The following is a 13,618-nucleotide window of genomic DNA, read 5'->3' on the forward strand; positions in this document are numbered from 1 at the left end:
CTGGGAGATTAGGGGAGTGGGGGAATGGGGGACTATTACCGCTGAGGAGTTCTAGTTGCCGTGCCATGATTTGGAGCTGTTGCTGTACCACGGATTCGATCGCGCTGAGATTGCCTGTAGGAATTGCTGGTGCGGAAGAAATGGTGGCAGGAGCGATTGTGGTTGGAGGTGGGGTTAAAACTGGGCTGGCAGCTATCTGCGGGGGTAAATTGACGATTTGGGGTGTAGATGTTGCAGGTGGGGATAAATCGACGATTTGCGGGGTTGGAGCGATCGCAGGTGCGGCAAAGGCATCTGGGGGCAGTTGGAGGTCGATCGAAGTGGCTAGAGTTGCTAAGGTGGAGCAATCTTCTAATAGCTGCCGGAAAGTGACGGGGACTTTAAATTTCTTTTTAAGACTGAGGGCGACTTGCGTTAGTAAGAGCGAATCTAAACCTAGTTCTAAGAATGTCAAAGGTTCGTTGGTAGCGATGGTGATGCCAGAGGCAATCTGGATGACACTGGCGATCTCTGGAATCAGACGGATGGAGCGAGGTGCTGACGAGGTAACGGATGTTTGGGGAGTTTGCACTGGTGTCATGGGTAGATGGTGGAAATCGGTGGTGGGGATTGGGTTGTCGATCGATTGTTGGCTCGGTTGCACCGAACGATCGTCCAGAGGTGGCGGAGCGGGTGCTAAATTGTTGGGGTGGGGCGGCGGATCGATCCAGAATTTTTGTCGCTCGAAGGGATAGGTGGGCAGTGGTACGCGCTGTCTGCGTTCGTTGCGGTAAAATGGCGGCCGATCGATCGATACTCCAGCCAGCCACAATCGCCCGACGGCGGCAAGTAAATTTTGCCATTCGGCATTGCCATCGGCGGTATTACCGAGGGTGGGGATAACGATTTGACGGGATAAATCGGTGGCGGTTTGGCGGGCGAGGGTCGTTAAGGTTTGACGGGGGCCGACTTCGAGTAAGATGTAATCGGGATCTCGCTCCCACAAGTTACTTACGCCGCGTGCGAAGTGGACTGGTTCGATAATATGCTCTGCCCAATACTGCGGATCTGTGGCTTGTGCGTCGGTAATCCAGTCGCCTGTAACTAGCGACACGAATGGAATTTGGGGCGACGATAGTTTAACTTGCGCGATCGCCTCGGCAAATGGCGTGACGATCGGTGCCATCATGGGTGAATGAAAAGCGTGGGAAGTGTGGAGTAATTTACAAGCAACTTCGGCTGTCTCTAGTTCCTGCTGTAATTTCTCGATCGCCTCAATCGTACCGGAAACGACACATAAAGCGGGACTATTAATTGCCGCGATCGAAATTTCTGGCGTTAGCCAAGCCGCGACTTCTGCGGCGGGAAGTCGGACGGATAACATCGCCCCTGCGGGTAAATTCCACATTAATTCGCCCCGTTTGGCAACTAGCGCGAGCGCGTCTGAGAGTGAAAATACACCCGCCAGACAAGCGGCAACAAATTCGCCGATACTATGCCCGATCGCGGCTGCGGGTTGAATGCCCCAACTCTGCCATAATTGAGCGAGTGCGTATTCGATCGTAAATAAGGCAGGTTGAGTGTAACGAGTTTGACTCAATAATTCCGTACTGGTGGCAACATCTACCCCGGATGGATACAGCAATTGGCGCAGATCTCGTCCTAATAACGGTTGTAAAATTTCCGTACAACGGTCGATCGCACTCTGAAATATTGGTTCGTGTTTATACAGGTTGGCACCCATGTTTAAATATTGGGTACCTTGTCCGGAAAACATGAATACCACATTTGCAGTTTTGCCACTCAGATGTCGAGTTGCCGTTAATTGCGGTGGTAATGTTGTCAAATTTTCGATCGCTTCAGCCAGATTTTGACAGCAGATCGATCGTCGGTAATGGTAATGCTGACGACCTTGTTGGAGGGTATAGGCGACATCTGCTAAATTTAGTTCGGGATGCTGCTGTAAATAGTCGCGTAAATTGGTTGTCAGTCGATCGAGTGCTAGTTCGGTTTTAGCCGACAGGAGCAATAATTGAGCTGGGCGCGAGGAGCTAGATGGTAAGCTGGCTGGCGGTTCTTCCAGGATGACGTGGGCATTGGTACCGCCGCCGCCGAAGGAACTCACCCCCGCACGACGCGGCGTGTCTGTCGCTTGCCAATCGACTAATCGATCGGTGACATAAAAGGGACTTTCTGTAAAATCGATATGGGGATTCGGTCGATCGTAATTAATACTCGGCGGAATTTGGCGATGGTAGAGAGCCAAAACTGTTTTGATAAATCCCGCTACGCCAGCGGCGGCGGTTAAATGTCCTAGATTGCTCTTAATCGAACCGATGCCGCAAAATTGTTTTGCCTGGGTTTGCGTCCGAAATGCTTGAGTGAGGGCTTCAACTTCGATCGGATCGCCCAAAGCGGTGGCTGTACCGTGCGCCTCGATGTATGAAATCGTGTCTGGATGCACGCCTGCTTGCTGTTGCGCCTGGAGGATCGCCCCCATTTGTCCCTTGACGCTGGGCGCGGTAAAGCTCACCTTATCGGCACCATCGTTATTAATGCCGACACCTTTAATGACAGTATAAATTCGATCGCCATCCGCGATCGCTTCTTCTAACCGTTTTAAGACGACGAGTGCGCCACCATTATTAAAAGATGTCCCCCCAGCCTGAGCATCGAACGGACGACAATGCCCATCGGGAGTCAAGATCGATCCTTCCTGATGTAAATAGCCCTGATTTTGGGGCGTACTAATTGCCACCCCACCTGCCAAGGCAAGATCGCATTGCCCATTTAATAAGCCCTGATAAGCTTGAATAATTGCGACTAAAGAAGTCGAGCAAGCCGTACTGATATTAATACTCGGCCCTTGGAGATTTAATTTATATGAAGCTCTAGTGGTAAAATAATCGCGATCGTTGACTAAATGCGTCTGAAATTCGCCAAACCGATCGAGAATGTCGCCGCGTCCGCTCAGATGTTTCTCAAAATAAGTATTTTCAGCCGATCCAGCATAAATCCCAATTTTGTTCTCGGCTGCGGCTGGATAACCCGCATGTTCTAAAGCCTCGTGTGCGAGTTCCATTAAAATTCGCGCTTGGGGATCCATCATTTCGGCTTCGCGTTCGGCGATCTGAAAAAAGCTCGCATCGAACGATTCTGCCCCCGCCATTACACCTTTAGCTCGGACATAATTAGGATCGGCAAGTAATTCTGGATCGACGCTCCGATCGATTTCATCGAGATCGAAAAACGAGATCGATTCGCGTCCAGCCCGTAGATTTTCCCATAATTCGGTAATGCTATTTGCCCCTGGAAATCTGCCCACCATCCCGATGACTGCTACGCCATTATTTGCGACTGGTAGTGAGGGTTTAGTTCGATCGACATTAGCCTGAATTATATTTCCACCGAGCGATTCAGCCACGTATCGTGCCATCGATCGAATCGTCGCATACTGATAAAGTCGGACGACCGAAAGTTTGAGATCGCATCGCTGTTGAATCCGTTCGATCGCCTGCAATCCTAATAAAGAATTTCCACCCAAATCGAAAAAATTATCATCGAGATCGATGGTTTCGATCCGCAGAATTTCTTGCCAAATCTCCATTAATACCCGCTCGATCCGGTTGTCGATATCAATCTTTGCCGATCGAGAATTAACTAGATCTGGCAGCGGTAACGCCTTGCGATCGACCTTACCATTTGCCGTCAACGGCATCGCCGCCACATAGACAAAAGCCGCTGGAATTGCATATTCAGGTAACTGTTGCTGGAGATCGTTCCGCAGTTGGGAAATTTCGACAGGTGAGATCGGATCTGGCACCACATAAGCCACCAACCGTTTGTCACCAGGGCGATCTTCCCGCAAGATCGCGATCGCCTCCCGCACGCTGGGATGCATGGCTAGCGTCGCCTCCACTTCGCCCAGCTCGATCCGAAAGCCGCGAATCTTCACCTGATTGTCGATCCGCCCTAAAAATTCAATATTTCCATCGGGTAAATAGCGCGCCCGATCTCCAGTTTTGTAGAGTCTTCCCACCTCAGCCAGCGGATGAGCGATAAACTTTTGGGCATCCAAATCGGGGCGGTGTAAATAACCGCGCGCCAGCCCATCCCCACCGATGTGCAGTTCGCCCTCTACCCCGATCGGCACGGGCTGTAAATCGGCATCTAAAATATAAACTTGAGTATTAGAGATCGGCTTACCAATGGGAATCGATTTCAAATCTGGATCGGTGCGCGAAATTTGATAACAACAGGCAATAGTGGTATTCTCGGTCGGGCCGTAAGCATTAATCAACTGGCAATCTGTTAGCACAGATAACACTTTTTGGACGTGAGGCACCGATAAAACATCGCCGCCCGCCAGTAATTGTCGGAGCGGTTTTAGATCCGCCAACCGTTCGTCTACCATCAAGTGAAACAGCCCTGTCGTCAGCAACAGCGTAGTAATTCCCTCGCTGCTAACGATTTCACCTAATTGCGCTAACGAGGGCTTCTCGGCGGGAAATAGCACCAGTTTGGCACCATTAAGCAAGCTGCCCCAAATCTCAAAAGTCGAGGCATCGAAACCCAAGGGAGCCAATTGGAGAAAAACTTGCTGGGGACTAAAATCGAGATAATTAGTCGATTTCACCAGCCTAACGACACCGCGATGGGGAATACATACACCTTTGGGGTTCCCGGTGGAACCAGATGTGTACATGACGTAGGCTAAGTTATCGGCAGCTAGCACGAGCTGAGGATTGGTAGTCGGACGATCGGCGATCTCCACTGCGGCGGTGTCGAGATCGATAATTTGGGCGGTATGTGCGGGTAATCGATTCAATAATGCTGTTTTAGTTATCAGCCTCGATACACCTGCATTCTCGATAATAAAGGCGAGTCGTGCTAAGGGCTGGCTGGAGTCGAGGGGGAGATAGCCGCCGCCAGCTTTCAGAATGGCGAGGATAGTAATAATAGTATCGAGGGAGCGATCGAGCGCAATAGCGACGAGATCTTCGGGTTGGATGCCGAGGGAAATCAGATGGTGGGCGAGTTGATTGGCTTGGCGGTTGAGTTGTGTGTAAGTAAGTTGTTGCTGTTGATAGACTAAAGCGATCGCGTCACCACGCTCGGCTACTTGTCGCTCGAAGATCTGATGAATGCAGTTATCGCGCGGATAGTCGGTGCTGGTATCGTTCCAGTCGAATAATATTTGCTGTCTTTGTAAATCGCTCATAGCAGGCGATTGAGTCCCATCGGCAATCGACACGCCGATCCTCGCCAGCATCGCGCGCACATCTCGCTCGATAAGATCGATCGTCGCCAGATCGAAAAGTTCGGGATTATAGCCCCACTCCTGCGCCGCTTCCCCGATCTCCACGAATAGGGGCAAATTGGCAGGTTTTTGTAAATAAGCGGCTAAATCTGTCGTCGCTGCTGTGTATGCTTCCCGATCGATCGATTGCAATTGCGGATCGTAGTGGATAATTATCCTTAGCTTGCCGATCGCCTCAATCCATTCCCCCGCCTGAATCGAGCGAATTGCCTCAAAGATGAGTCGATCGCCATAAAATTTTATCCAAGCCGATCGTCCGGTTTCATACGCCGCTATCAGTTCTAAATTGCCAGTTTGCCGCACGTAGTCGGCTTCCAAAACATGCGTTCGCATTGTCGCTGCGAGCATTTTACCCGATTTGCTCGATTCGTTACTCCCGTGATAGCGATATTCCGAAACGACTCGATCGTGAAAATAAATGGGGAATTGACGCGCGACTCCCAACCACAAATTCATATCTTCGAGATTGGGTGCGAATCCTCCCACCGCCTCGATCGCCTCCCGTCGAAAAATTGCTGTCGCACATTGAATATTATGCTGGCAAGAAACAATCGTCGCATAACTAGCTACTGGTGGCGGCTCGGCAAACAGCGTCCGATTGCGATACGATCCGTCGGGATCGATCGCTTTAAATACATATCGCCCAAACACGAACCCAGCCTCAGATCTCTCATCGAGGCAATTCGCACCGAACTCTACCGCTCCTGGTAACAAACAATCGTCAGCATCTAAAAAAATTAAATAGCTACCACTACTCGCCGCAATCCCCGCATTGCGCGCACCTGGCAACCCTTGATTGCTTTGATAAACATACTTAACTGTCGGATACCGCTCGCATACCGCGCTAGTATCGTCAGTCGAACCATCATCGACGACCACAATTTCGACCTCGATCTCTGGAGCTGCCTGTGCGAGCGCACTTTCGATCGCGAACGGCAAAAATTCACTACTGTTATATGCCGGAATAATAATCGATACGCGCGACCAGCGCGTATTTAGTAGTGGTCGATGCATAAACTTTTGACTCCCCGATCTGATTTTTCTGTGATGGCGTGGTGGCGGCTGTTATCGATTTGGAGCAAATTATCGGTTTTTTGCCTACATCTAGGCACGATCGTGCAGATCCTACTAAATCGATCGTGTCTCTAGATTACTTGAGTTTCGCTCTGGCATGGCGACAGTACGCTCGATCGCTTAAATTTACATTCGATCTTTGTCGATCGGCTCGGTTAGATTCGGATGTAAAAGTATTAGATAATGCCCAGTCTTTACATCAAAATACGTAAGAGCTAATTTGAATTGCTAGAAACTTAAAGATCGACGATCGGCATTTTATATAAGCCTCTCGATCGTTAGCTATAGAGCGATTTTCTTAATCTTTCTCCAAATTTTGGCAATTATCAACAGCCAGATGACTGAATGTATCGGAGGTATGTATCTAAGCGAACTTAGATTTAGTTTGCGACATTCATCTCGATCGTCTAGCCATTGACTAGATCTGCTAGTTAATATGTTTATATAAATTTAGCTGCGCGATCGTTGACATTATTCGAGTTTTTTAGCGATGATGAATAGGATATTATTCTCACCAAAGTATCTTCAAAAATTATCACAAATTATTCGTGACTGAGATCACTGCAAGAATTTTATTTGACTCCATATCACATACTTTCGGAGCGATCGCATGACCGAGTTAAAAAAAATCGACCCCATCATCAATCTCTGGCAGACCGAAGATATTCGCGCGACAAATTTGGCAATTCGGTGGCGGACACCATTAATGGTGCTGCGCTCGTTCGCGCTAATCGCACTCGATACTGGGATGTTATTGGCATCGTGGTTCGTCGCAGATAAAATTGGTACGCCAACTTTGGGCAGACATATTTCCGATCCGCTGGTGCCAATCCTTGCCGTCACAGTAGGCACCCTGGCTGCTTCTGGGTTTTATGGTACCGATGACAAACTAAATCGATTTGCCAAGTTATTGAAATCATTAACGTTAGCGCAACTAATGATTTTAATTGCTGCGTTCTTTTATCAACCAGGACTGTGGTGGGTATCGCGCTCGGTATTTGCGATCGCGTGGGTATTAAACTTTCTGTTTATCAGCTCGGCGAGATTTTTATTCGATCTAGCTACAATTCAGATTCGCAAACGCAATCCAGCATTACAGCAAGCTGTCGTCTTAATTGGCGAGCGCGCGGATATAGATAAGGTCAGCAAACTAATAGTTAGATCCCAACAATTTCGAGTCGATAGCATCATCGATTTATCTGTATGGGACATCCAAAAACAATTAGACCAAATTATCGATCTGGTGAAATCGCGCGAAATTAGTGAAGTATTTATTTGCTCTCAACAGCTAATTGACAATCAAATTATTCTGTTTTGGAACCTTAAAGCCGCCGGAATTCATCTCCGAGTAGTGCCGACAGAGTTGCAGCTACCCCAACGGGCATCTGAAACCAAAATGATTGAAGAAATCCCTACCGTTCGCTTTAAATCTTTAGCAATTTTTGGCGTTAATTTCTGGCTGAAACGGTTACTCGATTGGGTTGCTGCGTTAATATTGACAATCCTGTTATCGCCGCTGTTGATTGCGATCGCCGTTCTCGTCAAACGCTCTTCGCCCGGTGCGATTTTTTACAGACAATACCGTGTCGGTCTTAAAGGTCGTCGGTTCCGCGTTTGGAAATTCCGGACGATGGTTGCCAATGCCAGCGAGCTGCAAAAAGAGCTAGAAGAACAAAACGAAGTCAAAGGTGGCGTTCTCTTTAAAATCAAAGAAGACCCTCGGATTACCAAAATTGGTAGATTCTTACGCCACTACAGCTTAGATGAATTACCACAATTATTCAACGTGCTCCAAGGACAAATGAGCCTCGTCGGCCCTCGTCCGATCGCCGTCCGCGACTACGAGCTATCGATCCAAGACGTTAACGATCTCGATCGCGACAGGTTTTTACGTTACGAAGTTTTACCTGGAATTACCGGATTGTGGCAGGTCAAAGGCCGCACGAGCAGCGACTCTGAAGAGATCTTTTACTGGGATATGGTTTATATTCTTCAATGGTCGCTCGCGCTCGATTTAAAGATTTTACTCGAAACAATTAAAGTAGTGTTGTTTAAAGAAGGATCTTATTAACGCGATCTTCGTTGGCGAAGCCTCTCTGTTAAGAGAATCGTCACGATCGAACTACAATTGGGTTAGGAGAGGAGGCTCGACAATCTCCAAAATTTCTAACCTATGAATGGGTATAAATATTTATTGCTGCTGGCTGTGGCAATCGCCATCGGCACTCCCAGCACGATCGATTCACTCCGGGGTAATTACTGCTGGCAAATGATTCCAGCATTAGGAGCGGCTGCTAGCCTACTATTAATAGTCATTTTAGAGCGACTAAAGCTGACTATTAACCTACCCTGGCTATTTCCCACCGCGATCGGCATAGGCATAATTGGTGCTCTAGTTTCAGTAATCCTGTTTTACGCATACCCTATTTTTACATTACCAGTCCCGACTGGTAAATATGCTGTCGGTACGATCTCACTTCATGCGATCGATAAATCGCGAATTGAATTGTGCGATCCGACTACTAATACTGCCAATCGAGAACTAGTCGTTCGCGTTTGGTATCCAGCGATCGCTAATAATAGTCCCAAAACTCCCTACTTTGAAGATGCACGGTTGGTTCCGGCTGGATTATTCAGTCATTTGAGATTGGTTAAAACCCATGCCATTCAAGCGGCACCGATCGCGACAACTGCCACTCCATACCCGATAATTATTTATACGCCTTCATGGGGCGGCTTTAAAACCGATAATACCTTTCAAACTCAAGAGCTAGCCAGTCACGGTTATGTCGTCATTGGTTTAGAACATGCTTGCTCGGTACCGATCGCGATTTACCCTAGCGGTAGAGTCATTCGCAGCAATTTAGCTGCCGATTACACCTCTTCAGATGCCGCAATGGCAAATTTTCTCAATGTCGCCCGATCGCAACTCGATTTAAGAACTCAAGATGTACGATTTATCCTCGATCGATTGCCAGAATTTAACACTCATCCACTTTTAAAAGGCAGCCTCAATCTCGATCGAATTGGCATTTTCGGACATTCATTCGGTGGCGCAGTTGCCGCACAAGCATGTGCGATCGATACGCGACTTAAAGCTGGCATGAATATGGATGGCTTGATGTTTGGCTCTTCCGCACAACAAGGTGCCGATCGACCATTTTTATTTATGAATTCCGATTATCCCCGTCCCACCGCTGCCGAACTCCGCTCCACCAACGGGAGCAAACGGCGCGGACAACTCACAGATGAGTGGGGATTCCAACAGCGAGAGCGATGGTTAGCTCGACATGGCGGCTATAATCTTACCCTCTTGGGTGCTGCTCACATGAGTTTTTCCGATTATCCCCTCCGATCGCGGTTTGTCAATGGCGGGGGCAAAATTCCACACACACGCGCAATGGAAATTATCAATCGTTATACCTTAGCCTTTTTCGATCGCCATCTCAAACAAATTAACTTGCCACTACTCGCACCCAAATCTACCAGTCCCTTTCCTGAAGTCATCTTTCAAAATTTAGGCTTTAGGGAATAGTGGATAGTGAATAGGTTTTGGAACTGCGTTCTTGGTTTCTCCCCACACACCTCCCACACCCCCCGGTGGTTGAGCGGAGCCGTTGGCGATAGCCTGCGTAGGCACAACCACACGCCCCAATACCCGACTAAAATAGTCGGGTATATTTGACGGCTCGATCGAGCCATGATAAGCTGTTTTTCAACAAGTAGACGGATACCTAATCACCACGCCCTCCCACCATGACCCAAGCAACCTTAAACAGCACCAGAACGACTGCCGCCAAAGGACTAGCCTGTAAAGAGTGCGGTACTGAGTACGAACTCAAAGCCACCCACATTTGCGAACTCTGCTTTGGGCCATTGGAAGTGCAATACGATTACGATTATCTCCGGACTAAGGTGACTCGCGAGAGCATCAAAGCAGGCCCCAACTCGATTTGGCGGTACAAAGATTTACTCCCCGTTCCCGACGAGCATATCGTCGATGTCGGTACCGGGATGACACCATTACTCAAAGCCAATCGGTTAGCGCGTCGCCTGGGCTTAAAAAATCTCTATATTAAAAACGATGCTGTAAATATGCCCACATTGAGCTTCAAGGATCGGGTGGTATCGGTGGCACTTTCCAAAGCCAAAGAATTTGGCTTCTCGACTATTTCTTGTGCGAGTACTGGTAACTTAGCCAATTCCACCGCCGCGATCGCGGCTCATGCAGGCTTAGACTGTTGCGTATTTATCCCCGCAGACCTTGAAGCAGGTAAAGTCCTCGGTACAGTCATCTATGGCCCTACTGTCATGGCAGTTCAAGGCAACTACGACCAAGTAAATCGCCTTTGTTGTGAAGTTGCCAATACTTATGGTTGGGGATTTGTCAATATCAATCTTCGCCCTTATTACTCCGAAGGCTCCAAAACGCTCGGCTATGAAGTTGCCGAACAACTAGGTTGGCAATTACCCGACCACATCGTCGCGCCATTAGCTTCTGGTTCGTTATTTACTAAAATTCACAAAGGCTTTCAAGAATTTATCAAAGTCGGCTTAGTCGAAGATAAGCCCGTTCGGTTCAGCGGCGCGCAAGCTGAAGGCTGCTCTCCCATTGCTCAAGCTTATGCCGCAGGTCGCGATTTTGTCACCCCAGTCAAACCCAATACGATCGCCAAATCGATCGCGATTGGCAACCCTGCTGACGGCATTTACGCACTAGAACTCGCCCGCAAAACCAACGGTAACATCGAATCCGTCACCGATGCCGAAATCATCGAAGGGATGAAACTACTAGCGGAAACCGAAGGCATCTTTACTGAAACTGCTGGTGGTACCACCATTGCCGTCCTCAAAAAGCTCGTCGAAGCTGGTAAAATTAATCCCGACGAAACTACCGTAGTTTACATCACTGGTAACGGACTCAAAACCCAAGAATCGATTCAAGGCTACGTCAGCGAACCCTTCCAAATCGAAGCCAAATTAGACAGCTTTGAACGCGCTCTCGAACGCTCTCAAACGCTCGATCGCCTCGACTGGGCACAAACACAAGTCTAGGTTTTAGGCTTTAGGTTTTAGTGGATAGATTTTAGAACAATCCCCCAGTCTCCCCGTCCCCCCGTCCCCCCGTCTCCCCAACTCCCATCTCCCATCTCCCATCTCTCTTCATGACTGTTAAAGTATTAATCCCCACCGCACTCCAAAAATTTACCAGCGATCGCGCGACGATCGAATGTAATGGTAACAGTATTGCTGAGTTATTAGACGCGCTTGAATCTGACTGTCCCGGCGTTAAAGCCAGACTTTGCGATGAAGCTGGTCAATTACGGAGATTTCTCAATCTCTATGTCAATGACGAAGATATTCGCTTTCTTGATGGTACAAATACACCACTCAACGATGGCGACCAAGTAAGCATCGTTCCGGCTGTAGCTGGCGGTTAAACCAAATTAATCGCACCCAAAAGCCTCCGACTTCATATACAAAGTCGGAGGCTTTTGTCTTACTTCTTACTCCCATCTCCCATTACAAACTACTCGCTAGCATGAGCCAAACTGGAGAAGATTGGATAGCAATAATCGCAATCAGCCAATAACAAGCAATATCGTCATGAGTAACCAACGCACGGGTACTGACGATCGCAATTATCAAGCCGATCGAGTAAAAACTCAAGGATAGATGATAAATTTTCCGAGATCGATCGGTTTCATCCAATTTAACCGATTCCGATAGACGCGGATCGCTTTCCCAAAAACCCAAATAAACCAGTGCAATTGCCGCGAGGATGGAAATTATTGAGGAAACGACGAGCTGCTCTCTAGTAAGTTCGATCGCCAAAGCAGCCATTGTCGCAATCAGACTCCCTTTGCGATCGTAAACATTATTTTCCATCAAACCTTTGCCAAACTGCCTTCTGCTGTATTCATCTCTTTGCAACAGCCATAAATACCTAAGTAAACGACGGCTAAAAAACATAATCGTCGCGGCACAGATGGCGGTTATACACAAGATAATCAGCATGAAAACACAAATAGACTAGAAAGGATCGATGATGAGATAGCTACCTTTAGTATTCCATCATTTTGTTGAGAAACTCTACTAAATAGATATGTATCATACTTTACCGTCAGGGAATAGCGTAAACTGCTACATAATCTTCAATTGACCAGCTCAACTGTGTTTCAATCGAGCCGACGGGCGATTCTCTTTCAGAGCGACGTTTTTATGTCTAGGGTTCCCCCCGAATAAAAAAACGTCAAGACAGACGCTCCACGAACGAGTCTTGCCATAATATAAAAATAGCTGCAAAAGTAACTTAGTACTCTTGCAACTATTTATAGTGTTAAGTTAGTTCCATCGATTAGAACGTAAACGTAGTTCGTAGGGCACCAATTAATGCACCAGTACTATTTGCATCCTGATTGGGTGCAGTTAGATAAATAATCCCTGGTGTAATACTCAGGCTATCGTTGAGTTTGACCTGGTAAAATCCTTCAATATGCAGTCCAGCTTTAGTATCTGTAGTATTAGTACCAGTAACCGGATCTGTTCCTGAAGCAGTAACCCTTGGTTCTTGCCCAATTAGGAACCCAGCTAAATTACCTTTACCACCGAAATCTGGTGCAGCAGCGGTTAATGCCCAACTCCAGATTTGTCTTTCGCCACTAGTACCTTGATTTTGGGTATATCCCGCCCAACCACCGAGGGCGAATTCGGGACTCAGTTGAAAAGAACCTTGCAACCCAAAGTTATTACTAATTCCACCCAAGTTAGCATTAAGACTACCCGTACCCGGATCGGAATTAAAAGACCGAACGTAAGTTAAACCAACTTTAGAATTTTCGCCTGTTTTCAAGGTGACTTGTGCTAGCGCACCATAACCACCGCCAAGTAATCCACTACCTGTGGCTGGATCGTTACCGCTCCGTGCTAAGTAGCCGAAACTCAGTTCGGTTGTATCGCTTAACTTGTGCCGAATGCCGACACCTTGACCTTGGACTGTATAGTAAATTGAGGGACGGTTGCCAAAAGTGGAAATCGAGCCGCTCGCACCATCGCCATCAAAGTAAGGATTAATTGTGTCGGTAAAGTCATCGGATGCACCAGCATTCGCGGCGACGACTAGCTGTGTTTGCGGGGTGAGCGGATATTCATATTTAAGTGCGTCAATGCCGATTTTGCTATCGGTGGTACCATCAGTCCAGGATAAGCTGCCTTCGTTAGTCGCGACAGCGGGGGTACCTGCAC

Annotated in this window: 8 protein-coding genes; 5 read left to right on the top strand and 3 right to left on the bottom strand. The window is 47.9% G+C overall.

Annotated elements, in window-relative coordinates:
* On the bottom strand, positions 1-6,313 hold a 6,313-nt coding region (locus RMO79_RS06345; RefSeq protein ID WP_310482214.1), incomplete at its 3' end, for a polyketide synthase.
* Between the two features lie 41 nt (positions 6,314-6,354).
* Between RMO79_RS06345 and RMO79_RS06350 the strand changes: the two genes are divergently transcribed.
* The 5 genes from RMO79_RS06350 to RMO79_RS06370 all read left to right on the top strand — a co-directional run bounded on the left by RMO79_RS06350 (position 6,355) and on the right by RMO79_RS06370 (position 11,814).
* Positions 6,355-6,585, top strand: a complete 231-nt coding sequence (locus RMO79_RS06350; RefSeq protein ID WP_310482215.1) for a hypothetical protein — start codon at positions 6,355-6,357, stop codon at positions 6,583-6,585.
* A gap of 398 nt (positions 6,586-6,983) precedes the next feature.
* Positions 6,984-8,444 (top strand): sugar transferase, encoded by a 1,461-nt coding sequence (locus RMO79_RS06355; RefSeq protein ID WP_310482216.1) that lies wholly within the window; start codon positions 6,984-6,986, stop codon positions 8,442-8,444.
* Positions 8,445-8,546: 102 nt separating this feature from the next.
* The gene (locus tag RMO79_RS06360) at positions 8,547-9,908 is read left to right on the top strand and encodes a hypothetical protein (protein ID WP_310482217.1); all 1,362 of its coding nucleotides are present in this window, start codon (positions 8,547-8,549) and stop codon (positions 9,906-9,908) included.
* Between the two features lie 221 nt (positions 9,909-10,129).
* Entirely contained in the window at positions 10,130-11,428 is a 1,299-nt protein-coding gene (thrC, locus tag RMO79_RS06365) for a threonine synthase (RefSeq protein ID WP_310482218.1), read from the top strand.
* A 110-nt stretch (positions 11,429-11,538) separates the two neighbouring features.
* Positions 11,539-11,814, top strand: coding sequence for a MoaD/ThiS family protein (locus RMO79_RS06370; RefSeq protein ID WP_310482219.1), 276 nt, complete (start codon positions 11,539-11,541; stop codon positions 11,812-11,814).
* A gap of 82 nt (positions 11,815-11,896) precedes the next feature.
* Here RMO79_RS06370 and RMO79_RS06375 read toward each other — a convergent pair whose 3' ends face one another.
* Both RMO79_RS06375 and RMO79_RS06380 read right to left on the bottom strand, forming a co-directional pair.
* Complete coding sequence (locus RMO79_RS06375; RefSeq protein ID WP_310482220.1) at positions 11,897-12,391, bottom strand: hypothetical protein; 495 nt, start codon at positions 12,389-12,391, stop codon at positions 11,897-11,899.
* Positions 12,392-12,731: 340 nt separating this feature from the next.
* The coding region (locus tag RMO79_RS06380; protein WP_310482221.1) for an iron uptake porin at positions 12,732-13,618 on the bottom strand (887 nt) is incomplete at its 5' end.

This window comes from Chamaesiphon sp. VAR_48_metabat_403 (genome assembly GCF_031422475.1).
Lineage (GTDB): Bacteria > Cyanobacteriota > Cyanobacteriia > Cyanobacteriales > Chamaesiphonaceae > Chamaesiphon.